19 protein-coding genes are annotated in these 26,675 nt (G+C 61.8%); 8 read left to right on the top strand and 11 right to left on the bottom strand.

Going from position 1 to position 26,675, the window contains the following annotated elements; all coding sequences use genetic code 11:
* Nucleotides 1-92: 92 nt before the first annotated feature.
* Both VF436_RS06930 and VF436_RS06925 read right to left on the bottom strand, forming a co-directional pair.
* Nucleotides 93-2,264 carry a primosomal protein N' gene (locus VF436_RS06930; RefSeq protein WP_330903275.1) on the bottom strand — a complete coding sequence of 724 codons (2,172 nt, stop codon included), beginning with the start codon at nucleotides 2,262-2,264 and terminating at the stop codon, nucleotides 93-95.
* 428 nt (nucleotides 2,265-2,692) lie between these two features.
* Nucleotides 2,693-3,871: a DUF3667 domain-containing protein gene (locus VF436_RS06925; protein WP_330903274.1), complete on the bottom strand. Its 1,179-nt coding sequence runs from the start codon at nucleotides 3,869-3,871 to the stop codon at nucleotides 2,693-2,695.
* Between the two features lie 227 nt (nucleotides 3,872-4,098).
* On the opposite strand from VF436_RS06925, the gene VF436_RS06920 reads away from it, so the two are divergent.
* Both VF436_RS06920 and sppA read left to right on the top strand, forming a co-directional pair.
* Nucleotides 4,099-5,499, top strand: coding sequence for an MATE family efflux transporter (locus tag VF436_RS06920; protein ID WP_330903273.1), 1,401 nt, complete (start codon nucleotides 4,099-4,101; stop codon nucleotides 5,497-5,499).
* Nucleotides 5,500-5,594: 95 nt separating this feature from the next.
* Nucleotides 5,595-7,457 carry a signal peptide peptidase SppA gene (sppA, locus tag VF436_RS06915; protein WP_330903272.1) on the top strand — a complete coding sequence of 621 codons (1,863 nt, stop codon included), beginning with the start codon at nucleotides 5,595-5,597 and terminating at the stop codon, nucleotides 7,455-7,457.
* A gap of 57 nt (nucleotides 7,458-7,514) precedes the next feature.
* Here sppA and VF436_RS06910 read toward each other — a convergent pair whose 3' ends face one another.
* Nucleotides 7,515-8,339 (bottom strand): ABC transporter ATP-binding protein, encoded by an 825-nt coding sequence (locus VF436_RS06910; protein WP_330903271.1) that lies wholly within the window; start codon nucleotides 8,337-8,339, stop codon nucleotides 7,515-7,517.
* Nucleotides 8,336-8,545, bottom strand: coding sequence for a hypothetical protein (locus tag VF436_RS06905; RefSeq protein ID WP_330903270.1), 210 nt, complete (start codon nucleotides 8,543-8,545; stop codon nucleotides 8,336-8,338). Before VF436_RS06905 ends, VF436_RS06910 begins: the two co-directional genes overlap by 4 nt.
* A 92-nt stretch (nucleotides 8,546-8,637) precedes the next feature.
* Between VF436_RS06905 and VF436_RS06900 the strand changes: the two genes are divergently transcribed.
* The gene (locus tag VF436_RS06900) at nucleotides 8,638-9,420 is read left to right on the top strand and encodes an SDR family oxidoreductase (protein WP_330903269.1); all 783 of its coding nucleotides are present in this window, start codon (nucleotides 8,638-8,640) and stop codon (nucleotides 9,418-9,420) included.
* Nucleotides 9,421-9,570: 150 nt separating this feature from the next.
* A complete protein-coding gene (locus VF436_RS06895; RefSeq protein ID WP_330903268.1) occupies nucleotides 9,571-10,719 on the top strand; it encodes a serine protease in 1,149 nt (382 codons plus the stop codon).
* A 46-nt stretch (nucleotides 10,720-10,765) separates the two neighbouring features.
* Here VF436_RS06895 and VF436_RS06890 read toward each other — a convergent pair whose 3' ends face one another.
* Entirely contained in the window at nucleotides 10,766-11,404 is a 639-nt protein-coding gene (locus tag VF436_RS06890; protein WP_330903267.1) for a DUF4124 domain-containing protein, read from the bottom strand.
* Entirely contained in the window at nucleotides 11,404-12,348 is a 945-nt protein-coding gene (locus VF436_RS06885) for a DegV family protein (protein ID WP_330903295.1), read from the bottom strand. The genes VF436_RS06890 and VF436_RS06885 overlap by 1 nt, the downstream gene beginning before the upstream one ends.
* Nucleotides 12,349-12,613: 265 nt before the next feature.
* On the opposite strand from VF436_RS06885, the gene VF436_RS06880 reads away from it, so the two are divergent.
* Nucleotides 12,614-13,405: an AMP nucleosidase gene (locus VF436_RS06880; protein ID WP_330903266.1), complete on the top strand. Its 792-nt coding sequence runs from the start codon at nucleotides 12,614-12,616 to the stop codon at nucleotides 13,403-13,405.
* A gap of 104 nt (nucleotides 13,406-13,509) precedes the next feature.
* Here the strand turns inward: VF436_RS06880 and VF436_RS06875 are convergent, their stop codons facing one another.
* The 5 genes from VF436_RS06875 to VF436_RS06855 form a co-directional block, all read right to left on the bottom strand.
* Nucleotides 13,510-16,611: a TonB-dependent receptor gene (locus VF436_RS06875; protein WP_330903265.1), complete on the bottom strand. Its 3,102-nt coding sequence runs from the start codon at nucleotides 16,609-16,611 to the stop codon at nucleotides 13,510-13,512.
* A gap of 563 nt (nucleotides 16,612-17,174) precedes the next feature.
* Nucleotides 17,175-18,098 carry a Grx4 family monothiol glutaredoxin gene (grxD, locus tag VF436_RS06870; RefSeq protein WP_330903264.1) on the bottom strand — a complete coding sequence of 308 codons (924 nt, stop codon included), beginning with the start codon at nucleotides 18,096-18,098 and terminating at the stop codon, nucleotides 17,175-17,177.
* Nucleotides 18,099-18,299: 201 nt separating this feature from the next.
* A complete protein-coding gene (locus VF436_RS06865) occupies nucleotides 18,300-19,157 on the bottom strand; it encodes a UDP-2,3-diacylglucosamine diphosphatase (RefSeq protein ID WP_330903263.1) in 858 nt (285 codons plus the stop codon).
* Nucleotides 19,158-19,254: 97 nt separating this feature from the next.
* The gene (locus VF436_RS06860) at nucleotides 19,255-19,851 is read right to left on the bottom strand and encodes an SGNH/GDSL hydrolase family protein (RefSeq protein WP_330903262.1); all 597 of its coding nucleotides are present in this window, start codon (nucleotides 19,849-19,851) and stop codon (nucleotides 19,255-19,257) included.
* A 7-nt stretch (nucleotides 19,852-19,858) separates the two neighbouring features.
* Nucleotides 19,859-21,112, bottom strand: a complete 1,254-nt coding sequence (locus VF436_RS06855; RefSeq protein WP_330903261.1) for an aminotransferase class I/II-fold pyridoxal phosphate-dependent enzyme — start codon at nucleotides 21,110-21,112, stop codon at nucleotides 19,859-19,861.
* A 218-nt stretch (nucleotides 21,113-21,330) separates the two neighbouring features.
* Between VF436_RS06855 and rsgA the strand changes: the two genes are divergently transcribed.
* The 3 genes from rsgA (at nucleotide 21,331) to VF436_RS06840 (ending at nucleotide 26,374) form a co-directional block, all read left to right on the top strand.
* Nucleotides 21,331-22,386, top strand: coding sequence for a ribosome small subunit-dependent GTPase A (gene rsgA / locus VF436_RS06850; protein WP_330903260.1), 1,056 nt, complete (start codon nucleotides 21,331-21,333; stop codon nucleotides 22,384-22,386).
* A 147-nt stretch (nucleotides 22,387-22,533) separates the two neighbouring features.
* Nucleotides 22,534-23,805 carry a flavohemoglobin expression-modulating QEGLA motif protein gene (locus VF436_RS06845; protein WP_330903259.1) on the top strand — a complete coding sequence of 424 codons (1,272 nt, stop codon included), beginning with the start codon at nucleotides 22,534-22,536 and terminating at the stop codon, nucleotides 23,803-23,805.
* A 277-nt stretch (nucleotides 23,806-24,082) separates the two neighbouring features.
* Complete coding sequence (locus VF436_RS06840; RefSeq protein ID WP_330903258.1) at nucleotides 24,083-26,374, top strand: NADP-dependent malic enzyme; 2,292 nt, start codon at nucleotides 24,083-24,085, stop codon at nucleotides 26,372-26,374.
* Nucleotides 26,375-26,675 lie beyond the last annotated feature (301 nt).

The following is a 26,675-nucleotide window of genomic DNA, read 5'->3' as shown; positions in this document are numbered from 1 at the left end:
ATTTTGCTGTCCCTCTTTACAGCCCGCGCAGCGGGCGACCTCACAGCGAGCGCAGCGAGTGGCCTCACAGGCGGCAAGGCCGCCGGCCTCACTCAATACAAATCCACCGGATCGACATCCAACGACCACCGTACGCGTCGCCCCGACGGCATGGCGGTCAAGGCGCGATGCCAGGGACGCAGGGCCTGGTGCAGGACGGCGCGGCTGTCGGCTTCGATGAGCAACTGGCCGCGATGCTTGCCTGCGCGCAAGGGCATGGGGGCCGGCATGGGGCCGGCGATCTGCAAGCTTTCCTGCGGCAGAGCGCTGCGCGCTTCGTGCAGGAACGCATCCACATGCGCGCGCTGATGTGCTTCGGCGCGCAGCAATACCTGGTGGCCGTAGGGTGGCAGCATGGATAACTTGCGCTCGGTCAGCAGTTCCTGGGCGGCGACAGCGTAACCCTGGGCGAGCAGGCCGCGCAGTAACGGATGATCGGGATGGTGCGTTTGCAGCAGCACCCTTCCGGGCTTGCTGGCGCGGCCGGCGCGGCCGGCAACCTGGACGACCAACTGGGCCAGCCGCTCACTGGCCCGGAAGTCGATACTGTGCAGGCCTTCATCCACGCCCACGATCGCCACCAGGGTGAGGTTGGGCAGGTCGTGGCCCTTGGCGAGCATCTGCGTGCCGACCAGGATCGCCGGACCGTCTTCGCGCAAGCCGTCCAGGATCTGTTCGAAGGCATCGCGACGACGCGTGGTTTCGCGATCGATGCGCATGACCGGCACGTTGGAAAACTGCGCCGCCAGGGCCTCTTCCAGTCGCTCGGTACCCTGGCCCTGAGGCTTGAGTTCGCTGGCCCCGCAGGCGGGGCAGGTTTCCGGTTGCCGGGTGTGGTAATCGCAGTGATGGCAGATGAGTTGCTGGCGCGCGAAATGCACGGTCAACGGATGTTCGCAGCGCGGGCATTGCGCATACCAGCCGCAGTGATGGCAGAGCAGTACGGGCGCATAGCCACGGCGATTGCGGAACACCAGGGCTTGTTCGCCGCGCGTGACGGTTTCGGCGACCGCGTTCAGCAATGTAGGCGACAAGCCGTGCTCCAGCCTTTGCGCGCGCATGTCCACGATCTGCACTTGCGGTGGTCGGATGGTGCCGGGGCGCGCACGCAGGCGCAGCGTGCGATAGCGCCCTGCCTGCACGTTGGCCAGCGTTTCCAGCGATGGCGTGGCCGAGCCGAGCACGATGGGAACCTGCAGGGCTTTTGCGCGCAGCAGGGCCAGGTCGCGTGCATGGTAGCGGAAGCCTTCCTGCTGTTTATAGGCGCCGTCATGTTCTTCGTCGACGATGATGATGCCGGGACGCGGTAAGGGGGTGAACACCGCCGAGCGGGTGCCGAGCATGATCTTTGCCTCACCCGAACGCATGCGCAGCCAGGCACGCGCGCGTTCGCCCTCGGCGAGATTGGAATGCATGACTTGCGCCACGATGCCCAGGCGGTCACGTAGCCGGCGTACCGTCTGCGGCGCCAGCCCGATCTCGGGAATCAGCAGCAAGGCTTGCTGGCCGCGTGCCAGCACCTGCTCGATCAAGGCCAGGTAGACCTCGGTCTTGCCGCTGCCGGTGACGCCGTCAAGCACGAACGGTTGAAACCGACCAAGGTTTTCGCCGATCGTGGTAACAGCTAGAGCTTGCTCATCGGTCAGCTGCGGCGCGGGTACCGATGCCTGGGCTATGTGGTCATACGCGCGTTCCGTGCGTTCGACCAGCCCGGCTGCTTCCAGGCGGCGAGCGGCCGTGCGCCAGCCAGGATGCTCCAGATCCAGGTCGCTCGACGAGCGCTGACCGTGGGCGAGCGCATCCAGCAGCCGCCTGCTGCCGCCACGGCGGCTGCCGGCGTCGCGGGCGCTTAGTCCGGACGTGGTCAGGCGCCAGATTTCTTCCCCGGTGGCCGGCAGCGGTTTGTCTTCGCGTAAAGCCAACGGCAGCGCATTGGCGTAGGCCTCGCCTGGCGCGCCCAGCCAGTAATCGGCCGACCACGCGAGCGTCGCCATCAGCTCGTGGTCGAGCAGGGGCGTGTCATCCAGGATGCGCAGCACCCGCTTGAGCCGGTGTCCGCTGACACCGGGCTCGACGTGGGTGGCAATGACCACGCCGACCGCTTTGCCACGCCCGAACGGCACCAGCACACGGCTACCGACCTCGGCCGTGCCGCCTTCGACAGGCAGGTAGTCGAACAGCGTAGGCAGTGGCACCGGCAGGGCGACGCGAAGGACAGATGGCATGGAATCCTCGAGATGCTTTTAAGTGTAACGGCCGAGCGCCTGCTCTGATGAACACCGGATCAGTCCGCCGGGCTGGTGCTTGCGGCGGCTTGCTGTCCTGTCATCTAGGAAAAGGGGGTAAGTAGCTATGGTCGTAAGGATTTTCTGTTTATCCACAAGAGCTGTGGATAACTCTGTGGATGGGCCGGGGAGAGAGGCCAGAAAAAGGCGCTGTGACGGCCTTCACGACGTACTGGTCAAATTTTGATCACGTCAAAAAACATTTCAATATCAATAACTTAATAATGTTGCGCGGTTGACGTTCATGCAGTTGCCACGGTTGTTGTCAATGCCTTGACAGGTCTGTGACGCTGTGCAAAACCCGTTGAGACGCGCCTTCTGGGCGGTCGGAACGGAGCTTAGCTGGGGGCTTTTATGTGAACGGGGTCTCAGTGAGCGGCGCCAAGGATCACGGCGAACAACAGAGCCCAGGCCAGCATCCATACATAGCACCAGCCAATGGCGAAATACTTCACGCTCGTCATCAGCCAGCCCTGCCGGTAGACCCGCTTTTGCATCAGCCACAGGTAAGCCAGGGCCCATAGCGCTAATGCCCATTGGGCAAGGTGGAAGGCCGGGCCAAGCCATGATGCATGGGGTGTGAGCCAGCTCCCGAGAAACAGCAAGGCGATGCTCAGGATGACGTTGAGGAACAAAAACGCGTGGCTGTGCAGGGCCACGATCAGGTGCTCCATGTAGAGCCTGCGTCGAAACAGGTACAACAGTTTCAGCAGCAGGGCAAAGACCGGCATCAGCACAAACATCGTCTGCGGCAGCACGCCGAAGATCCCGGCCTTCATGCGCTCGATGGCTTCCTCGCGCTGGGCTTCAGTGCCATGCCGGGTGGCGCGGATGTTGGCGGCGATGTGCTGCACGCCACGAAGGATGCGAGCCTTCATGAATTGTGGCAGTCCGGGAACGTTGACGTTTACGGAGCCGCCGTCGTCGTCGTCGGCAGGGTCGGCCTCGTCCTGTGATGTGGCTTCGGCGGGGGCTTCGGCGGCCGCCTTGTGCTGCAGTTGCGCAAGGCGCGTATCGGCTTGCCGGCGTAAGCGCGACTCGGCTTCGTCCAGGCCGGCGGACCCGCCGCCTGCCGCCCGCGCCGTCTGCAACTGGGTCATTTGCCGATTCAGTCGGTCACGCACCTCCTGGGCGGTGGTCGCCTGGGCAAAGGCATTCGCCCCGATCTGCGATGGTGGCCCGGACGAATCCACCCCAGCCTCCTGGTGCGCGCCCAAGCCGCTGAACTGGTCAAGCGCCAGGTGCCCAAGGAAGAAAGCCAGAAGACACAACACGAACATCAGTCGGAACGGTGCCACGTAGCGCACGCGGCGTCCGGAGAAATATTCCAACGTAAGGAATCCGGGCTTTGTCAGCAGGGGCGGCAGCGTATGCATGACACGGCCATCGACATGGAACACGATGTCCATAGTGTCTTCGAGCATGTGATGCGCAGGCTTGAGCACGCTATGAATCGATTGTCCGCATTCATGGCAGAACTCACCGACCATCGCCGTGGCGCAATTGGCGCACAGCACCCCCTGGCCAGTTTCGGCAATCTCGTTCATGCATGGGTCCCCGGGACGCGTTGATGCGGGGATAGTGGCATATCTGGGTCGGGAGTTAGCAGCTAGGAGTGAGGAGTGAGGAGTGAGGGGGAGTCTCGTAGTTTTCGTTGCCTCTGGTTCCTCTCGTTCGCCGCGAGCGAGCGACTTTACAGGCCGCATCGCGGCGGACCTCGCCTACAAGCACAGGAGTGGTCGCCTGCTAGAATACGGGGCCAAGGAGTAGCCCTATGCCTTCCTCTCGCCTGGATCGTGCCCGCGTAACGCACGAGATTGGCGCCACCCTTCGCTTGGCGCTGCCACTCATCCTTGCGCAATTGGCTGCGGTGGGCACCAACTTCGTCGATGCCGTACTCGCGGGGCATGTAAGCGCCCATGTATTGGGTGCCGTGGCCGTGGGTACCAGCATCTGGTCGCTGGCGATCGTCAGCGGTATCGGCATGATGATGGCGGTGCCGCCCTCGGTGTCCCAGCTCGATGGCGCAGGTCGGCGGGGCGAAATCGGGGCGGTGTTCCGGCAATCGCTGTGGTTGGCCCTGGGCATGGGCGTGTTGTTGTGGTTCGGGGTGCGTCATGCCGGGCCACTGGTCGGATTGATCGGCGTGGCGCCGGGATTGCGCCACGATGTCGACCAGTTTCTGCATGCCATCAGCTGGGGTGCCCCGGCCTTGACCTGCTATTTCGCGCTACGCGGGTTGTCGGAGGGCTTATCGCTGACGCGGCCGTCGATGTACTTCAGTATCGGTGGGCTGCTGGTGCTGGCGCCGCTGGGCTATGTGCTGATGTTCGGTAAGTTCGGTATCACGCCGCAGGGCGCGCGCGGTTGCGGTATGGCTACGGCATGGGTGTTGTGGCTGGAGATGCTGGCGTTCCTGCTCTATATCGCCCGTCATCGGAACTATCGCGGGCTCAACCTGGGTGAGCGCCTGGATCCACCCAGCCCGCGCAAGATCGGTGAGCTTGTCTGGATCGGCCTGCCCATGGCGATCACGTTGCTGGCCGAGGGCGGCCTGTTCGTCGCCGTGGCGCTGGTCATCGGAACGCTCGGCGAGGATGTGGTGGCCAGCCATCAGGTGGCTTTGAACATCGCTTCGCTGTTTTTCATGATCCCGCTTGGACTGGCGATGGCGATCACCGTGCGGGTAGGTCATGCGGTAGGGCGTGGCGATGGTGTGGGCGTGGCTTATGCCGGCTACTGCGGCATCGCCCTGACCCTGGTCACGCAGTTGTTCTCCGCCGGCGTCATGCTGGGCATGCCGCACCTTATTGCCTCCATTTATACGCACGACGCGACGGTAATCGCGCTGGCGGTGCAATTGATCGTGCTGGCCGGTTTCTTCCAGTTCTCCGACGGTATCCAGGTCGCCTCCAATGGGGCATTGCGTGGCCTAAAGGACACCCGTGTACCGATGGCGATCACCTTGTTTGCCTATTGGGTCATCGGCATGCCGACAGGCTGGTGGCTGGGCTTCCGGCAAGGCCTGGGGGCCAGGGGCATGTGGATGGGGCTGATTGCCGGCCTTAGCGTGGCGGCGGTGTTGCTGTTCGCGCGCTTTGCCCGTGGTATCAAGCATCAGCGCTGGCGTCGCGCGCGGGACCCTGGGGTCTCACCTGGCGTGCCGCTGCACTGACGGGCTTGCCCATAGGGATTTTTCGTACGGCGCCCATGTCACGGGCCGGGAATCCCCGCTAATCTAGCAAAGTATTTTCCTGGGAAATTCCTGCAATGGTTCCGCAGCGGCAAACCGGTTTCTGGCACTTCGTGTGCACGCTGGGACGAGGCATCAATATCGTCCGGCTCGTTATCGTAAACATGATCTTCTTCCCTTTGCTGTTCATCGTGCTGCTGATCGTGATCGGCATGATCATCGGCAGCCGCTCCGAGCGCGTGGCCAGCAACTCGGTGCTGGTGATCAAGCCTGAAGGCCAGATCGTCGAGCAGTACAGCATCGGCGCCGCGCAGCGGGCGCTGGCGGCGATGTCCGGCGAGCAGCCCAAACAGGTGCAGTTGCGTGACATCGTGGCCGCTATCGATGCGGCAGCCAAGGACGAACGCATCACCCGCATCCTGTTGCTGCCCGATCACCTGCAAGCCAGCGGTTTTGCGTCGTTGCGCGAAGTGGGCGCCGCGCTGGATCGCTTCCGCGCTGCTGGCAAGCCGGTGATCGTCTGGGGTGCCGGGCTTGAGCAGGGCCAGTATTACCTGGCGGCCCACGCCGATCGCGTGCTACTTGACCCTCAGGGTGGCGTGATGCTGATGGGGCTGGCCAACTACCGCCTGTTCTACAAGGACCTGCTGGACAAGCTCGGGGTGGACGTCCACCTATTCCGCGTAGGCCAGTTCAAGAGTGCGGCCGAGCCCTATATCCTCGATCACGCCTCGCCGGAATCGAAGGAAGCCGACAGCTTCTGGATGTCAGGCCTGTGGGATCAATACATCGATGAGGTCGCCAAGCTGCGCAAGCTCGATCCGGCTCAGTTGCGCAAGGCCATCAATGGCTTGCCGGACGCGATCACCGCTTCGCAGGGCGACCTGGGCAAGTTGTCATTGGACGAACACCTGGTCGATGCCTTGGCCACGGAAAACGACGTCGAGGACATGATGCGCAAGGCCGGCGTGCCGGCAGCGCAGGACGGCCATGGCTTCCGCCAGGTAAGCCTTGATCGCTACGTGGCGACCCTGCCCGACACCGACGATCAGAGCGGTGACGGCGTGGCGGTGGTGGTTGCCGAGGGCGAGATCGCTGGCGGCAAGCAGCCGCCGGGGCAGATCGGTGGCGAATCGACCGCTGCCCTGATTCGCGCCGCGCGCGAAAATCGCCACACCAAGGCCCTCGTATTGCGCGTCAATTCGCCGGGCGGCGAAGTCTACGCCGCCGAACAGATTCGCCGCGAGATCGCGTTGACCAAGGAAGCGGGCATTCCAGTAGTCGTATCGATGGGTGACGTGGCTGCCAGCGGTGGCTACTGGATCTCGATGAATGCCGATCGCATCTATGCCGAGCCCAACACGATCACCGGTTCCATCGGTATCTTCGGCATGTATTTCAACGTGCCCGGCACGCTGGACAAGCTGGGCGTGAAGAGCGATGGCGTCGCTACCGGTCCGCTAGCCGGCGCGTTCGACATCACCCGGCCACTCGATCCGAAGGTCGGCGCGGTCATCCAGTCGATCATCGACAAAGGCTATCGTGATTTCGTAGGCAATGTGGCCAAGGCGCGAGGCAAGGAGTTCAGTGCCATCGATGCGATTGCCCAGGGGCGCGTATGGACCGGCCAGCAGGCGCTGGAGCGCGGTCTGGTCGATCAGATGGGCGGTCTCGGCGACGCCATCGGCGATGCGGCCAATCGTGCCAAGCTCGGCAAGAACTATCCCGTGCGTTATGTCGAAACGCCTTCGGGGGCATTCGAACAGTTCCTCTCCAGCCTGGGCGATAGCGCGGCCATCCGCGTGGCGCAGAGCTACGGTGTGCGGTTGCCGTCATGGGTAGCACAATTGCCAGCCATGGCTCCAGAACTCAGCCTGCTGCAACATGCGCAGGCCGGTCGGCCGAACATCTATGCGTATTGCTTCTGTTCGCCGCGTTGATGGGACGAACAATCATGGCGCAGTAAACAGAAAGGCCACCGCAGGGTGGCCTTTCTGCTAGAACCGCGCGGAGAAATATCCCTCGTGCTGAGTGACTTCAACCGGCACGCCGAATAGGCTGCCAAGCCGCTCGCCAGTCAGCAACGCCTGCTTGCTGCCATCGGCGAACATGCCGCCCTGGCGCAACATCACCACGCGCTGGATATCAGGCAGGATTTCCTCGATATGATGCGTAACCAGGATCAGGGTCGTGCCATGTCGAGCCAGTCCGCGCAGGGTTTCCAGAAATTGTCGGCGCGCGGCCGGGTCCAGGCCCATGCAGGGCTCGTCGAGCAACAATGCGCGCGGTCGGTGGGTCAAGGCTCTGGCAATCAGCACGCGGCGCGCTTCGCCCGTGGACAGCGTGGCCATCTCGCGTCCAATCAGATGATCGGCATGCATGAGCCTCAGGGCTTCAGTGGCACGCTCGCGCATCAGCATCGTTACCTGATGATCGAGTCCTAGTCCGCGTGCGGCGAAGAAACCGGAGATGACCGCATCGAATACTTCCAATGGCGAGTCGCTGGTGTAGTCCAGTTGCAGGGCGGGTGACACGATGCCCAGTAGCTTGCGCAGTTCGCTGACCTGCCAGCGTTCGCGGCCATAGATGTGCACGTGAGATGAGCCATCATCGCGTGCCAGCGGATAAAGCTGGCGCGTGATCAGCTTGACCAAGGTGGATTTGCCCGAACCGTTAGGGCCGAGGATCGCGGTGTGCTCGCCCTGGGCGATCGATAGTGCGGCCAGGTCCAGCAATGACCGGTCGCCGCGCAGCACAGTGGCGTGCCGGATATCCAGCAGCGGCGTAGTGGCGTCGATCGTGGGAACGGTTGCCAGGTTCATTGGCCTGCCGCGTCCAGTGCCTTGGCTTGGCGATCGGCTTGCTCCTGGCTGGCCTTCTGCACATCCTTGGCTTTTTGCTTGGCCTGCTGCATCTGGTCCCAGGGGGTGGCGGTGCGCGCTTGCGGCTGGGGCGCCTGGGGCGACGGGGGTTTACCCGAACACGCTGTCAGCGCCAGAACCCCCAGCAGGAAAGCCGTCTGTTTCATGATGATCATCCATCGCAGCGGTAGCCTCCGGGAGTGTTGCGCCGCAGCGGGAGCCGCGCAAGGGGGCACGTCGATAGGCTAAGCTGCGTGCCATGAACAACCGTCTCGATGCTTGGCAACTGCAAGGCCACACGGCTCTCGTCACCGGTGCCAGCAAAGGTATTGGTTATGCCACGGCGCGTGAATTGGCCGCGCTCGGCGCCGATCTGTTGCTTGTCGCGCGCGATCAGGATGCACTCGAACAGGTGCGAGTGGAACTGGCCGACGATTTCGATGACGTGGATGTGCTGGCATTCAGCGCTGACGTAAGCGATCCCGAAGACCGGTTGGCGGTGTTCGACTGGATCGCCGATCTCGACGCACCGGTGTCGTTGCTGGTCAACAACGCCGGGGGCAACAAGCCGGATGCCACGCTGCATTATAGCGAAGACGAATACCGGGCGATCTTCGAGTTGAACCTGTTTTCGGCCTTCGAAATGTGCCGTCTTGCGCATCCGCATCTGGCCCGTCATGCGCAGGCAGCGATCGTGAACGTGGGCTCGGTATCGGGCACAACGCATGTGCGTACCGGTTCGCCGTATGGCATGACCAAGGCGGCCATGCACCAGATGACACGCAATCTCGCTGTGGAATGGGCCATGGATGGTATTCGCGTCAATGCCGTGGCGCCCTGGTATATCCGTACGCAACGGTCGGAGCCCGCGCTGGCCAATATCGACTACCTCGACGAAGTGCTCGATCGCACTCCGTTGCACCGCATCGGCGAGCCGGAGGAAGTTGCTGCCGCCATCGCGTTCTTGTGCCTGCCAGCGGCGAGCTACATCACCGGTCAGGTACTCGCGGTCGATGGCGGGTTTCTCAACTACGGTTTTTGAGAGGCAGGGCGCGCAAGCGGTATCCATCGCGTTACTTTCAAGAGCGGTCGAATCCTTCATTCTTGAGGATCGTCGCGCGACTGTAGGAATCTCATGAAAATCCTAAGTTGGTCGGCGGTGAATAATCACCGCAACCACGGACGGATCACGATGAGAAAGAACACGTTCTCGATATACCTTGGTGCCATACTGCTGATGGCGAGTCACGTTGCCGGCGCGGCATCGTCAGGTGCCAAAGCCGACATGCCGGGAGGCATAAAAGTGGCCGATGTCGTGGATGTCGATGTCAATCTGAGTGCATCCAACGCGCGTACCGGTCTTGATCTGCATTACCCCGGTGCCACGTTCCTGCGCTTGCACTTCGTTGCAGGCGATCTTCCTGCCGGCTCGCGGGTTCATCTGGTGACGTCCGACGATGAGCAATGGATCGATGCACAAGCACTGCTGGAAGGCGGCGAGCATGGGTATTCGGCCATGACGATGGACGGCGGTGATGTCCATGTATCTGTGCTGGGCGCGGATGGACAAAGCGCATCAGCACAATCCCTGCTTCGTATCGACCGGGTCGATGTCGGCTTCAGGCCGATCGACGAGGTCCCGGTGGTACTACCCAGTGCCGTCATCGACATCGATCAGCGTAGGCCGGCCGTGTGCTACCGAGAGTCGGCCCCGGCGGCATACAGGCATGCGCAGGCTGTTGCCAGGACTTACAATGCAGGTTGGGTCGGAACGGCGTGGCGCGTGGGGCCGGAAAACCGCATGCTTACCAATCATCATGTCATGGGCAACGATCAGAATCCCGCGGCCTTTGAAATATGGTTCGGGTACGAGCACGCATCATGTGAAGGTACGGCCACACAGCCTGGAGTGAAGGTTCGTGGCGGAAGCCGGCTTGAAGGAGATGCCGGGCTGGATTTCCAGTTGTTCACCATCAACGATGCTCAGTTCAGGGAGATTGCCAAGTTCGGCCACTTAGGTCTCGATGTTGGCCCGCTGAGCAATGGGCAGGTCATCTACATTCCGCAGCATGGCTTAGGGAGACCCAAGCAGTTGGGCTTGTTCGTCGATGGTGGCGGCCGCTGTACTGTCACTGCGCAGGTAGGCAATCTAGGGCGATATACCTGTGATACCGAGGGCGGCAGTTCGGGTTCCCCGGTCATCGACTGGAACACCAACCGTGTTGTCGTACTCCATAATTCAGCCGCTGGCAGGGCCAACCAGGGCAATCGCATCAATGTGATATGGCCGCGTATCCAGCGGCACTTCGCTGGTGGCCAGGTGCCAGTCGGCAGCCCGTAAAACGTAACAAGGTGGGAGGTCGCCAGCCAGATCGGCGATCTCTCGCTCAGCAATTGGCCAACTGCGCCCGCAGGTGGGATTCTCGCTGCTCGAGCGATCCGCGTTCGTCCTTGAAGGCATGGCGAAGCTTGTGCTCTACCTCATCGTAATCGTCTCGCAATGCCTTGCAGGTTTCGCCAATGCTCAGCGCACGGCAACTATCCTGGACCCAGGTGAAATGTCCAGCGACCAAGTTCGAGTTGACCTTGCCCCTGTTTAGCTCTGGGGCTGACGCACCGCCACCGCCCGAGCCGTAGACTTGCGCAAGCGGTTGGGATACCGCGCCTAGGATGCCCCATGGCACGGCATACGGCTGAGGATTGCCGTTGGTGCTGAGGTAGCTCTTGCCGTCGGTGGCTTTGACGCACACATACATCAGTGGCAATGGCTCACCGGGTGTCGATGGAGCGGTGGGCTGCGGTGCCGGCGCCGTATTTACCTGCACCGCAGCGCTGCTGGCAGGTGCCGGCGACGAAGGCACGGCGCTCATGGATATCGATAAAGTGTCCTGTCGCTCTCCGCGGGCGCAAGGATGGTCCTGGTAGGCCACCGCGCCATGGGCCGTAGTGCATTTATAAGCGCCATCGGCTACGGCAGGTTGTGGTAGCAGCGAGAACAGGAGCAGCAATCGGAAAATGCGGCGCATCAGAATTCCGCGACGTGTTCCTCGGCAGCAAAGCCAAGCGCAAGCGCGCCTTCTCCGACATTGACCATGCCGGTGATACTCATCGGGGCCTCCATCAAGGCAACACCGCATTCATCACAAGCCGCCTTGAGCTTGGCATAGCCGGGCAACTTGGGCACATCAGCCAGGTCACCGCCGTAGCTGATGCAGATGACGGGGACCAGCAATCCGGCGTGAACGCGTTCGGCGGCATAACTGAAGAGCGTCTCGGCGCCATGCTCGAAACCGCGAATCTTGCCGATCGGCGAGGTATCGCCGCGATAGGCACGAATCAGAGGTTTGATACCCAGCGCCGTGCCGAGCATGGCGCCGACCAGACCTACGCTGCGGTCACCTTTTTTCTTGGCGCGCGCGCGCAAGTAGTACAGGTCACGCGGAAGCATGTAGCCATAACTGTTGTTGGCGATGTGGGTGAGCCTTTCGCGGATCGCGGCCGGCGCTTCACCGGCCGCGATGAGCCGGGTGGCTTCGACGATCGCCGGGCCTGCGCCTGCGAAGAGGTTGCGTGTGTCAATGACCCGCATCAGGAATGGACCGGTCTGCCCAGCCTTTTCCCGCACTTCGCGGTAGTGCTTGAGCACCGCGAAGCTCGCCTTGATGACGTGGTCGTTGATCGGACTGCGGGTAGCGGTGATGGTCAGGCAGAACACGCAGTCGCGTTCGAGGACGAGCTTCTCCAGGAAGAGCTTCTGTACATCCTCGACCGAACAGGGCTCGGTCTCGGCTGCATGTCCTCGGCTGCCCAGCTTGTGTTCGAGGAAGCGCCTGAGTTCTGCCGGATCACGATCATCCATGAAAATCTCTTGGTCGATCTTCACCGTGATCGGCATGATGGTGATGTCATGTTCTTGCAAGAACGCCTGCGGCAGATCGCAGGAAGCGTCGATGGCCAGGCCCATGCGCATCGTGTGTCCCCCTTCATGTTGGGCGGACCATAGCACGCCGGCTGTCCGTTGCCGACCTCCTGTTCGGCCTGTGCGCGAGTGACGTTTTGTGCTTTTGCAGCAAGAAAATCACGAGAAAGGCCGCTGCAGGGCGCTCGCCCCGGATCGCACTGCGGCAGGCAGCCAGAGCCTGTTATCATGGCCGGCAATCTTCATGGGTTTCCGCCGGTGTGGCGTCACCGGTAATACGGGCCGCAATCGGGTCCGTTCCGACCTCAAGGGTCTTATGAAAGACAAGAACGATATTGTCAGCAACTGGCTGCCGCGTTACACCGGCACGCCACTGGATCAGTTCGGCCAGCACATTCTGCTGACCAATTTCGGCCACTACGTGGACCTGTTTGCGCAGTGGCATGGGGTGGAAGTGCAAGGCCGTGACCGGCCCATGCCCAATGCCACGGCCGATGGCATCACCCTTATCAATTTCGGTATGGGCAGCCCCAACGCGGCCACGGTGATGGACCTGCTCAGCGCGGTGCAGCCGCAGGCGGCACTGTTCCTGGGCAAATGCGGTGGCCTGAAGAAAAAGAACCAGATCGGCGATCTGGTGTTGCCAATCGCGGCGATTCGTGGCGAAGGCACCTCTAACGACTATCTGCTGCCGGAGGTGCCGGCCCTGCCGGCATTCCAGATGCAGCGAGCGGTGTCGACCATGATCCGCGACCTTGGCCACGACTACTGGACCGGTACCGTCTACACCACCAATCGACGAGTGTGGGAGCACGACGATGCCTTCAAGGGCTACCTGCGCCGTACGCGCAGCATGGCCATTGACATGGAGACGGCCACGATCTTCTCGGCGGGTTTCGCCAACGGCATTCCCTGCGGCGCGCTGTTGCTGGTATCGGACCAGCCGATGATTCCCGAGGGCGTCAAGACCGAGGCGAGCGACAAGAGTGTCACGGCCAATTTCGTCGAGTCCCATATCAAGATCGGCATCGAGGCCTTGAAGCTGGTGCGCCGTAACGGTCGCAGCGTCAAGCACCTGCGCTTCGAGGACGAGGCCGGCGAAGTCTAGGCCGGCGCCTTGGCACAAAGAAAAGGCCGCCGGAAACCGGCGGCCAAGTGTTGGGGAGTACCACTGCGGCCACCTGTTCCCGGTGGCCGCAGAATCAGGCTTTCTTACAGGCTGAAGTCGTAGCGGGCACCCAGGCGGACATAGCGCGGGTCCTGATACGAACGCGGCACCAGATAATCCTGGCTCGGCACACCCAATGCCGTCTCACCGTTTTCATAGACCTGTGTTACGCGCTGCTTACCGAGCAGGTTGAACACGTCAGCCGACAGCGTGAGCTTGTGGTTCAGGAAGGCCGGCTTCCAGGCCACGCTCATGTCGATATTGTACGTCCACGGCGTGCGACCTACCGAACCACGCGGTGACGGTTGGCCATTGCACCAGAAGTAGTTGCCGCCGTAGCCATACGGATCTTCCGGACGGAAGCCCAGGCAGCTGATCGGATAGCCGGAGGCAATGCGCGTGACGGTCGAGAACGACCACTCATCCGTCGGCGCGTAGGTGCCCAGGATGCGCAGCTGATGCTTCTGATCGTTCGCCAGCGGACCATTGGTATTTTCCATGATCTGCGGGAAGTCCCAGCTTTCTGTGGTCGACACGTCGGCCTGCACGATGTCCGAGTCGAGCTGACCTTCGGAGTTACCGTAGCTGCGTGAGAACGTGTACTCGATCTTGCCGTACCACTTGTCGCTGAACTGGTGTTCGGCGTAGAAGTCGGCCATGTAGTAGGCGCGCTTCGGATTCGGCTCGCCGATCTCCTTGGCGGAAAGCGGCACGCTCAGGTACTGGCCACCGCCCAGGCTGAGCAGGAAGGTGTTGGCGCGACCGGGGTTGTACAACCAGCAGCCGGTGCTGTTGGCGATACCGGCATCCACCTGTGCGCGAAGGCCGTGCTCGTCGCCCCATTTCTGCATCGGGCCTTCGAAGCCGGCAAGGCCGTTGTCGCAGGTGTCGTCGATCAGGCTGCGAAGCTTGCGATACAGCAATTTGGAGCCGACCACCCAGTTATCGGGCAACTGCTTGTCGAAACCGAGGATGTATTCATCCTGGTAGTACGAGTGCAGGCCCTGGGCACCAACCGTCTTGCCATCCGGCGGTACGCCATTCTCGTTGTTGAGGTAGAACAGACCCGATGCCGAAGTGTTGGTCAGGCCGGTAGGCACGCCAGTGGTCGGGTCGATTCCGGTGAAGGCGAAGTACTGCGACGGGAAAGACGACGGACCGGCGCCACGGATGGCCACCGAGGTCGGCAGGCCCAGGTGGTAACGACCCGCATTGGCGTAGATCTTCAACGAGCTGTCACCGTATACGTCCCAGGTCACGCCCAGGCGCGGATCGAGCTGATGGCGCGACTTGGCATAGGCTTCGCCGACGCCGTTGTAGTTGGTGAACTGCTCGTTGCGCAAGCCAATATAGGCGTGCCAACGATCGGTAACCTGCCAGTTGTCTTCGATGAACTGCGAGGACTGGCTGGTGCGGGCCGAGGTACCGGTGGTCAAGCCTGTCGACTCGACGAACCAGCCATTCGGGTAGTCGGCCGGGTTGAACAGGGCCGGATCCAGGCCAAGGTTCTGCAAGCGCTGCTGGATCAGGTTGCCAGTGCCGGGCGCACCGATATCGCGATAGATGTAGCCAGTGCCGCCGACGGGTGAGTTGCCCCACGTCGCGCGCAGTTCGTAACGATCCACGCCCGCCTTCAGGTCATGGTCGCCCAGGCGATATTCGAGGTTGAGGTTCCAGCCGTTGGTGCGGTCCTTCGAGCCGGGCATCAGGATGGTGGTGCTGCCGACCGTGCAACCCTTCTGGCCATAGCCAGCGCGAAGGTCCTGGATCGACGGGCAGATGTTGCCGCCGCCGCCGGTGACGTCCTGGGCGTGGTCGGAGTTGCTCTTGCCGTACATCGCCGTCAAGGTCAGCGAGTCGGTGAGGTAGCCCGTATAGTTGGCGATGTAGACGTTGCCGCCCGGCGTGCCATTGGTCTGGGTGCCGTTGTAGTTCTTCAGGTACTGGTGGCCCAGGTAGCTGCCACGACCCGAACCGCTATAGACGGAATTGGCAGGATCGACACCGTAGTTGTAGATCTGCGAATCGGTCGTCTCGTCATCACCGATGCCGGTGAATTCGACGATGTTGGAATCGTTGATGTTCCAGTCGATCTTGCCCAGCCAGCGCGTGGTCTTGCTGGTGTTGTTCGCCTGCGTGCCGGTAAGGGTCAAGCCATTGCGGAACACGCTGTCAGTCGGGCCAATGATGGTGCCCGAGCTGCGGATGAAGTCAGCGGCGCCAAAGAAGTACAGTTTGTCCTTGATCAGCGGGCCGCCGATCGAGCCGGAGTACTGCATGCCGCCGTTGTCGGACGGATTGAAGCCGCTGCCCTGCTGATAGATGGAGCCCTTCAGCGGGCCGGTCGGGCGGAACGAACTGCGCGGTTCCTGAGCCAGGTCGCTCGGCGACCAGAAAGCCTGGATATCGCCCTTCCACTCGTTCGAGCCACGCTTGGACACGACGTTGATCACGCCGCCGGTGGAGCGGCCATATTCAGCGCCGTAGCCGCCGATCAGCACCTGTTCCTGGTCGATGGCATCGTAGGGCAACTGACGCGAGCTCACGCCGGTCAGCGGGTTGGTTACTGAAAAACCGTTGATGTAGTAGGCGTTTTCAGAAGCCGACGAACCGCCGAACGACAGCGCGTTGCCGTAGCCCTTGGCTGCCGGCGTGGTGCCAGGGGCGATCAGGGCGATGGAGCTGATGGAGGTACGTGCGATCGGCAGCTTGTTGAGCTGATCGGCCGTGAGCACCGTGCGCGAGTCCACCGAACTGACGTCGATGCTCGGCAGCGAGTTGGCTACCACCTGCACGGCGGACAGGTTCTGCGCATTGGCGGAACTGGCGGCTGTCGTGGCTGCAAAGGATACGTCCGTACCCTGGCTGATGGAGGTCTGCACATTGTCGTGTGTCTCGACCGTTGCACCGTCCTTGACCAGCGACACTTTGTAGACGCCAATCGGCAGGGCGGCAGCGCGATAGCGGCCGCCTGCATCGACAGGCAGGTCACGCTTGAGGCCGGTACCGGTATTTTCGATATGGACGACCGTTCCCGCTGGAGCGGAACCGTAAATCGTACCCGTCGCATTGCTTTGCGCTTGCGCAACGCCCGCGGTGCCCAGAGCCAAGGCCACTGCTGCGGCGATGGCGTGGCGTCGAGTCAAAGAGAAACCCCTACGAAACTGCATTGACACACCCTCCAAAATTAGAGCGGTCAGCCAGGGCTGCTGGCCCCGCCTCCCCAAAAGATGCAAGTTTTTGTTCTCCCGCACTTACCTGCGTCGCCTCGGCATGGACCGTGGCAACGAAGATAGAGCTGGGCATTGAAATAAGACTCCCCAACGCCGGTCGTTTCATCCCCAAACGAAATTTCCGGCGCAATTCGACACTACGATGCCGTCAAAAGTTACGCAACGGTTATGACCATGACGGACATCTATCGCATTTCCGTGCTGGCATTTTTATTGCTTTGGCGCACCGGGCTGACTGGCAGGCATGAAAGTGCGATCCGTTTGGCCTTTTCTTCGCCAATATTTTGCGCAATACGAAATTAGTTACGACAGAAGGCAAGCAATTGCGATATGGCGTCGAGCAATTCGCAATAAATAACGACAAAAGTCTTGTTTTTATTAATCAAGTATAAATGACTAACGACCTATAGCGGACGCAGTCAAAAAAAAGCCCACTGCGAAGGTGGGCTTTTTTCAACGCAGCGCGTCGTGTCGGTTCAATAACGCGGCACCGACGGGTCGATGAACTGTGCCCAGGCATCCATGCCACCTTCGACGTTGTGCACCCGCGTGAAACCATGGGCGGCAAAGCGTTCGGCTACGCCCTGGCTGGAAATCCCGTGGTGACAGATGAAGGCCAGTTCGGTGTCCTTGGGAAGGGCCGCGAGTGCCTCATAGCCTTCCTCTTCCAGAACCCGGGCCTGCGGCAGCGGGGCGGCTGCTGCACGGCCGTGGGCGGGGCGCACATCGATCAGCATGATGCTGCCTTCGACTAGACGCTGCTGGAGTTGCTGCACCGTGATGCTGGCAATGTCCTGGGCGCCAGGAAACTTCAGGCTCAGGCCTTCCCCCTGCACGGTGGAAACCCAGTCGATCACGATGCCCTTGGCGCGCTGCGCGCTGGCCGGGTCGAAATGTACCTCGATGCCGTTCGCGGTGACGACGATGTCATGCTCGCTGGCCGGTGCAAGCTGAAACCCTGCGCTGTGATCCGGCCCGATTTCCAGGTGCAGTGCTACGCCCTGGGCGTTCGCCGTACCCTGTCGGATCGCCTCGGCGGCCTTGTCGGTAATGGTGATTTCCGGCGGCGTGCGATCCGGTGGCGCGGCGCCGAACAACTGATGGAGCTCCCCGCTACCGTACATCTGGCGGATGATATCGGCGCCCCCCACCAGTTCGCCTCCCACATAAAGCTGCGGAATCGTCGGCCAATCCCCATAAGCCTTGATGCCCTCGCGGATTTCCGGATCTTCCAGCACGTTGACCGTGTGGTAGTCGGGCAGCAGCTCATTGAGCGTGTTGGTGGCCGCGGCTGAGAAGCCACACATGGGTTGCTGGCGAGTACCCTTCATGAACAGCACCACGCGGTGGTCCTTGAGCAGGGTTTCGATACGGGCGCGGGTCGCGGCGTCGAGGGACATGAGGTGTTCCGGCTGGCTTGGCTGAAAAAGAGGATGATACTCCTCATATGTTGCCGCCGCGGCTTCGTTCAAGGTGCGCCCACCGTGGCGCCCGGTTTCGCAGGGCCTTTCATATGAGGTCGGCCCAGGTCCGCATACGGGTTTGCCTGCGTTGATAACTCCATGGCTTGAACCGGAAAAATCAAGCCACGGGCCCGAGCCTCAGGCCGCCGGTCGAAGCTCCGACAAATCCCGTGGTCGCCGCGCCAGTGGCGCGAGCGCGAGCGCTGCTGCCGGTGACGGCAGCACCAGTTCGCGGCTGGCCCGGCCCAGGGCGGCAGGCTGCTCACTCCAGTGCAGCAGTTCCATCGCGCCGGTGTCATCTTCCACCAACGCGGTGCAGTGCTCGACCCAGTCGCCATCGTTGAGGTAGAGCACGCCATCCATCGCCCGGACGTGGCCGAAATGGATGTGGCCGCATATGTGGCCGTCGAAACCCCGCTCGCGTGCATCGGCCGCCACGCGTTCTTCGTAGGACCGGATGTAACGCAGAGCCTTGCCGATATGCGACTTGATGATGATCGACAGGGGCAGGTAGGGCAGCTCCATACGTTGGCGCACCTTGTGGACGCGGCGGTTGGTCCAGCAGATGAAGCGATGCATGACCTCGCCCAGGTGCAACAGCCAAGTGCGGCCGACCTGTTCAGGGTCGAACTCATCGCCGTGGCTGACGCGGTAGCGTCGCCCGTCGGCGCCTTCATGAATGGCATCCAGGGCAATTCTCACGCCGCCAAATGATTGCCCGGCGAGGCCTCGCATGGGGGCGTCGTGGTTACCGGGAATATAAGTGACATCCACGCCGCGACGGGCCATATCTAGGATCTCGGCCAGTACGGCGCCATGGTCGGCGTGCCACCACGTCTTTTTCGCCAGGGCTTCCATGTCGACGATGTCGCCGACGAGGTAAAGCTTTTCGCAGCGGATGTTACGCAGGAAATCCAGCAGATAACTGGCCTTGCAATCGGGCGTACCCAGGTGCACGTCGGAAATGAAGGCAGCGCGGCAGTGATAGATGGCCATGGCACGGGTCTCCGGTGGTTAGCCGGGATACCAGTCTGCACATGTTTGGTCTCCGCACGATGGCGGATCGGTTGCAGGGATGTTGCGGTGCGGAAGGTCAGCTGGACAGCATGGCATGCACCGTGGGCAGCGCCCATTCCACCCAGAGCCCGTATTGTTCGCCCGAGGGATGTAGCTCGTCGGCAGTGACCTGCGCAGGGTATTGGCGAGAAATGGGAGTGATATCGACAAACGCCACCTGCTCGGCCACGCAGATTTTTCGGGCGATGGTGTTGTAGTCGTCCAGCTCACGCGCGATCTGCGCGGTATTTCGCCCCGACCTGACGCCAAATGCGGTGACGCCCCAATCGGGAATCGACAGCACTAGCGTGCGTCCGCGCCGGTCGCCGGCCAGTCTCAGGGCACGGGCCAGCAGGCCGGCAAACTCATGCTCGTACTCGCGGGCATGGCGTCCGCGATACTGGTTGTTCACCCCGATCAGCAGGCTGACCAGGTCGTATGGTGGCTCCAGCGGGGCAGTGTCCATGGCGGCGGACAGTTCGTCGGTGGTCCAGCCGGTGGTAGCGACGATCTGCGGTGCATTCACCGCTATGCCTTGTTGGCCCAGCCGGGCTATCAATTGCATCGGCCAGCGCTGTGCGTCAGCCACGCCTTCGCCGATGGTGTAGGAGTCGCCCAGGGCCAGGTAACGCATGGCTGTGTCAGGCTACAGCGGCAGTGGCGGGTTCCCGGGGCTGTTGTTCGGTCGCCATGCGCGCCAGTACACGCTCCATGCGTACGAAGACCTCACGCAGTTGCTCGGGCTGGGGCAGCAAGGTCAGGCGCAGGTGTCGGCTGTGCGGCACGTTGAAACTGCTCCCCGGCACCACCAGAACCGATTCCTCTTCCAGCAGGCGTAGTGCGAAGGCATTGTCATCGAAGTCGACCAGCCGATCGGCACGAATCTGCGGGAACGCATAGAGGGCCCCGGTGGGAGCCTCCAGGGCGAGAAAATCGCTGGCACCCACGCCTTCGAGCACGGCCCGGCGAGCTTCATGCAGACGGCCGCCCGGTGCGGTCAGCGCGCCGATGGTCGCCGCGCTTTCCAGGGCCGGGCGCACGGCCCATTGAGCGGTCACGTTGGCGCATAGGCGCAGTGCCGCCAGCAATTGCAGGGCATCGCGGTAGTCGGTGCTGCGTGCCGGATCGCCAGAAAGGCTCAGCCAGCCCACGCGGTAACCGCAGGCGCGATGCACCTTCGACAGGCCGCCGAAACTCACGCAAGGCAAGTCACCGGCAACCTCGGCCAGGGGCTGGAACACCGTGCCGTCATACAGGATTTCGTCGTAGATCTCGTCGCTCAACAGCAACAGATTGTGTTTGGCGGCAATGGTGACGATCTGTTCGAGCAGTGCGCGCGGATAGACCGCGCCCGTGGGATTGTTGGGGTTGATCAGTACCAGGGCGCGAGTCCGGGCCGTGACCAATGCCTCGATTTCGGCCGGGTCGGGTAGATGTCCGTTCTCGGCCAGGCAACGGTAGTAGCGTGGCCTGCCGTTGTTGAGGAGGGTGGCGGCGCTCCACAGCGGATAATCAGGGCTAGGGAGTAACACCTCGTCGCCGGGTTGGAGCAGGGCGCGCAGGCTCAGATCGATCAACTCGCTGACGCCGTTGCCGACGAAGATCCGCTCGACGTCGACGCCGCGAGCGCCGCGGCGTCGCTGCTGGGCAGCGATCGCCTCGCGCGCTTCTTCCTGGCCTTGTTCGTGTCCGTAAGCCTCGCTATCGCGCAGGTGACTGGCAATGGCTTCGCGCAGGTGATGCGGCGTTTCGAAACCATAGCGCCCGGGATTACCGATATTGAGCTTGATGATGGGCAGGCCTGCTGCTTCGAGCTCGCGTGACCGTCGGGTCAGGGCACCACGAATTTCATAGCGCACGTCTGCCAGGTGCGCACTGGGCTTGATCGAAGCCACTGCCGGAGTCCTTGGGATGTTTCAGTCTGATGTCCGGTCGATGCTAGCAGGGCCACGGGATTGGTGCGAGGCACCATCGAGGGTTGCAGCGACCACGGTGTGATGTATGCAGCATAGGCAGCGAAAGCCCGGGCGCGGCTTTACGCAGGCTTACCGAAGCTTGCCCGGGTTGCATCGCTGCCATCTGCCCGCTGATCCGAACATGCATAATGCGCGGCATGACGGACATCCAGACGATCGATCGCCTGCGCCGCATCGGTTGGCGCGGCGACACTCTGCCGGCCAACGGACGCCGATTGGCGCGCGTGGTGGCCCAGCATCGTGCCGGCTACGAGCTGCACGATGGCGATCACCTGTTCGGTGCGCAGCCAGCGGGCTATTTTCTCAAGCGGGGCCTGGATCCCTCAGAGCGCCCCGCCGTGGGGGATTTCGTCGAGATCGAAGAAGGCAAGCCACCGCACATCGTCACCGTGCTGCCGCGGCGTACCACGTTGTCGCGTGCGGCAGCCGGTGAGCGCTACGAGCGGCAGCTGATCGCCACCAATATTGATTATGTCCTGGTGCTCACGGGCCTGGATGGCGATTTCAACCCGGCCCGAATCGAGCGCTATCTATCGCTGACCGAAGGTTCGGGCGCGCAGCCGGTGGTGCTGCTGAGCAAGCTCGATATACGCGATGACGCCCAGGAGCTACTGGACGCCCTCGCTGCCCGCCTGCCTGCGGGAACTCCGGTTCACGCCATCAACGGCAAGGACCCGTCCAGCGTGGCGATGTTGTCGTCCTATCTGGGGCCGGGCGATAGTGCCGTGCTCGTCGGCTCCTCCGGTGCGGGCAAGTCCACTTTGACCAACACATTGCTCGGGCGTGAGCGCATGGCAACCGGGGCGGTGCGCGAACACGATAGCCGTGGGCGCCACACCACCACGCATCGTGCGTTGCTCGAACTGCCCAGCGGCGGTTGCCTGATCGATACGCCGGGCATGCGCGAGCTCAAGCTGACGGGTGACGAAAACCTCGACCTGTTTGCCGATATCGAAACATTGGCCGAGAGCTGCCGCTTTGCCGATTGTGGGCATGGCAGTGAGCCGGGGTGTGCCGTGCAGGCCGCGCTCGACAGCGGCGAGTTGTCCCATGACCGCTGGCGCAATTACCTCAAACTACGGGATGAACGCGAGGAACAAGCAGCCACGCTGGAGGCCCGCTTGCGCCGTCAACGGGGTGGTCGGCCGCCCGTGCGTCCGCACGGTCAGCGTGGCGCCCGAGAACGGGATTGAAAGCCTGTTGCCGATCTCGAATTGGTCCTAGTATCGAAGTCTCGTACTCAATGGGTCGGTCTCGATGCCCCGGTTGTCTTCGCTCAGGATGCCTCTCCATCATTTGAATCAGGCCACCCCTGTCGGTCAATCGGATAAGAGGGCGCGATGAATACACATCCTGCCCTTCGTCCTGAGCTTGCCCGATACGCTGAACTCGATCAGCGCCTGCTGGGGGCGGTACGTGGTATTCGCATCCTGCCCACCGTGGCATGGCCCGCATCGCTGGAAGACCGGATGATCGAGGCCTACACCAAAGGGAATTACACGTTACCCGAAGTGCGTTATCACGTGCCGGACCTGGCCGAGGCCAGGTCCGAACTGGACGCCATCGAGCGTGAGGCCGGTGAAGACGATCCCTTGGGCGAATATCTGCGGCGCACCGCCGAATCCTGGCGTGTGGCCGCGGAGATGCTGGAGGCGGCCGGTACCGCCGGCGTTACCGGGCCTTCGATCGCGCTGTACGGCAAACCGGGCGATGCCATCCCGGGCAGCAGTCGCAGCAACCTGGATGCCGCGCGCTACTTCGTCGAGCTATCCGATGAATTGGGCGCTGACCTGGAAGATGACGATATCTCAGCCCATATCTCGGCCGAGACGTTGCAAGCGGATCTGGCGCGGACGTTGGGCGAGTTCTTTGGGGAAGGCATCATCCAGGTCGAAGTGGATGACGAACTCACCGCTAAGGCGGCTGCCGGTGCGACCCGTGTGCGCTTGCGCGGAGGCACGCGTTTCAGCGAATACGATCGCCAGCAGTTATTGAATCACGAGGCATTCGTGCATTCGCTGACGGCGCTCAATGGTCGTGCGCAACCGCTGTTGGCATCGCTGGCACGCACTTCGCCCCGCGTGACCGCAACGCAGGAAGGTCTGGCTGTATTTGCCGAACTCATGTCCGGCGCCATTGATATTGCACGCCTCAAGCGCATCAGCTTGCGCATCCTGGCGATCGACATGGCGCTTAACGGTGCCGATTTCGTGCAGGTGTACAAGTTCTTCCAAGAGTTTGGCCAGTCGCCTGCCGATAGTTTCCATTCTGCGCAGCGCGTCTTTCGTGGCGTGCCTGTAACAGGAGGCGCGGCCTTCGCCAAGGACAACGTCTATCTCAGCGGCCTGCTGGCGGTGCATACATTCTTTCGATGGGCCCTCAAGCAACGCCGCATGGACCTGCTGCGGCATCTGTTTGCCGGCAAGCTGGCCCTGCATGACGTCATGAGTCTGGAACCCTATTTCGCTTCCGGAGATATCCTGCCGCCGCGCTGGTTGCCGCCGTGGATGCAACATGTCCACGGCCTGGCCGGCAAGCTGGCGTTTTCGCTGTTCGTCAATCGCATTCACATGGGCAAGGTACAGGCGGACGAATTGGCGTTGGGTGTCTGAGCAGGGCTGTTCGGAACCTTGTCAGTGATTCTCGCAAATACGGCTTGAGGGTTGAGCGCGGCGTTCGACGATCATCGGTCGCGATATGCGTGCAGGCGCACCTGTTGGCCATGCTCAGCGCCCGACGGGCAACTCAGCTTTTCCTTTGCTGCATAGCAAAAGAGCAGATCATGGCCACCTACTTTCCGGCTAGGTCGCAAAGTGCGGTGCTAAGATACGGAACATTGGATGGCATTTGGTCATCCCACGTTTTCCTCTTCCGAACAGCTGGATATCCATGGCCATTTCTGACGATTTCAGGCACGCGGCGCTCGAATACCACCGTCTTCCGCGTCCGGGCAAGATCAAAGTCTCCGCCACCAAGGCCATGGTCACGCAGCGTGACCTGTCGCTGGCCTATTCACCTGGCGTGGCCTATGCCTGCGAAGCGATCGTGGCCGATCCACAACAAGCCAGCGAGTTGACCGCGCGCGGTAATCTTGTCGCGGTCATCAGCAATGGCACCGCCGTGCTGGGCCTGGGCAATATCGGACCGCTGGCCGGCAAGCCAGTCATGGAAGGCAAGGGCGTATTGTTCCAAAAGTTCGCCGGTATCGACGTGTTCGACATCGAGATCGATGAAACCGATCCGGACAAGCTGGTCGATATCATTGCCAGCCTGGAGCCGACCTTCGGTGGCATCAATCTTGAAGACATCAAGGCGCCGGAGTGCTTCATCGTGGAGCGCAAGCTGCGTGAGCGCATGAAGATCCCGGTCTTCCACGACGACCAGCATGGCACGGCGATTATCGTCGGTGCCGCAGTGATCAATGCACTGGAGGTGGTCGGCAAGAAAATCGAGGATGTCAAGCTCGCCACGACCGGCGTCGGTGCCGCAGGCATTGCCTGCCTGGACATGCTGGTAGCCCTGGGGCTCAAGCCCGAGAACATCCTGGGTTTTGATCGCGACGGCGTGCTCTATTCCGGCCGCGACAACATGGACCCGGATAAGCAACGCTACGCGCGCGATACCGAAAAGCGTACGCTAGCCGAGATCGTCGAGGGCGTGGATATCTTCCTGGGTTTATCCGCTGGCGGCATTCTCAAGCCCGACATGGTGGCGAGCATGGCCGAGCGGCCGATCATCTTCGCCTTGGCCAATCCTTCGCCGGAAATTCTGCCGGAAGACGCCAAGCAGGTACGCCCTGATTGCATCATCGCCACGGGTCGTTCGGATTATCCGAACCAGGTGAACAATGCGTTGTGCTTTCCCTACTTGTTCCGTGGGGCGCTCGACGTGGGTGCCACCGCGATCAACGAAGCGATGAAGCTGGCATGCGTGCGCGCCATCGCCGCCCTGGCGCGCATGGAGGCTGGCGATCTGGCCAGTGCCTATGGCGGCGACGTACCGACCTTCGGTCCTGATTACCTGATTCCGCGTCCTTTCGATCCGCGCCTGCTGGTCATGCTGGCGCCAGCTATTGCGCAGGCAGCCATGGATTCGGGCGTCGCCAGCCGCCCGATCGAAGACATGGAAGCCTATGTCGAGCGTCTCGATCAGTTCATCTACCGCACGGGTCTGATCATGAAGCCCGTGTACGAGCGCGCGCGCGCTGATCGCAAGCGTGTGGTCTACGCCGAGGGCGAAGAAGAAACCGTGTTGCGCGCCGTGCAGACGGTCATTGATGAAAAGCTCGCTTTCCCGATCCTGATCGGTCGCCCCGATGTGATACAGACGCGCATCCAGCGTTTGGGTCTACGCATGCGTGAAGGGGTGGACTTCGAGCTGACCAACATCAACGATGATCCGAGATTCAACGATTACTGGCAGCTCTACCATGGCTTGACCGAACGCCGCGGTGTTTCACCGGCGGCAGCCAAGAATCTCGTGCGTTCGCGCCCAGCGCTGATCGCTTCCATCATGGTGGAGCGCGGCGAGGCCGATGCCATGATCTGCGGCCTCGTTGGTCGCTATCACAAGAAGCTGGGCTACATGCGCAGCGTATTTGACCTTGATCCGGGTGTCAGCTGTACGTCCGCGATGACTGGCGTCATCAATGACAAGGGTGCATGGTTCTTCCTTGATACCCATGTGCAGCTTGATCCAACTGCAGAGCAGATCGCCGAGGCCACGCTACAGGCGACGTACCGTCTGAAGTTGTTTGGCGTGGAACCCAAAGTTGCGTTGTTATCGCATTCCAATTTCGGCAGCCACGACAATCCGAGCGCAGCCAAGATGCGCAAGGTCTATCAGATCCTTCGCCAACGAATGCCCAAGCTGGAAGTCGATGGCGAAATGCAGGCCGATAGCGCCTGGGACCAGAACGTACGCCAGTTGATCTTTCCCAACAGTACGCTGTCCGGTCGTGCCAATCTTTTTGTGATGCCTAACCTCGATGCCGCCAATATCACCTACAACCTGGTGCGCGTGATGACCGAGGGGGTAGCGATAGGGCCGATCTTGATGGGCGTGGACAAGGCAGCACACATTCTTACGCCGGCTTCAACGCCGCGCCGGGTCGTCAACATGACCGCGATTGCCGCGGTCGACGCGCAGATTCGCGCTGCTCAGCTAGGAAATCGCTCCTAAGGCATATTGCTTGGGATGCTCCTCTTAGAGGAGCATCCATGCCCGATTTGTCCGTTCCCTGGACAGGCTTCTGGAAGCCCAGGACTTGTCATATTGCGATTTTTGCAACCGCCGATCCCTCACAGTGCAAGCGGCAGGTGTCTGATGCAAGGCTGATGACGATGACCATCAGTGAAATGCATTGTTACACGTAGCATCCGGGCTGGGTGTACACCTGTGGCGCCTGGCGCGGTGCCAGTCAGTGAATCTCAAACTGCATCGGGTTGGTGGAGAGCTTGAAAGCCTCGCCACGTATGGCTCG

The sequence above is a fragment of the Dyella sp. genome, assembly GCF_036384435.1.
In the GTDB taxonomy this organism is placed as follows: Bacteria; Pseudomonadota; Gammaproteobacteria; order Xanthomonadales; family Rhodanobacteraceae; genus GSA-30.
Note: the sequence above shows the minus strand (reverse complement) of the source record. Positions and strands in the feature narration are given on the sequence as shown.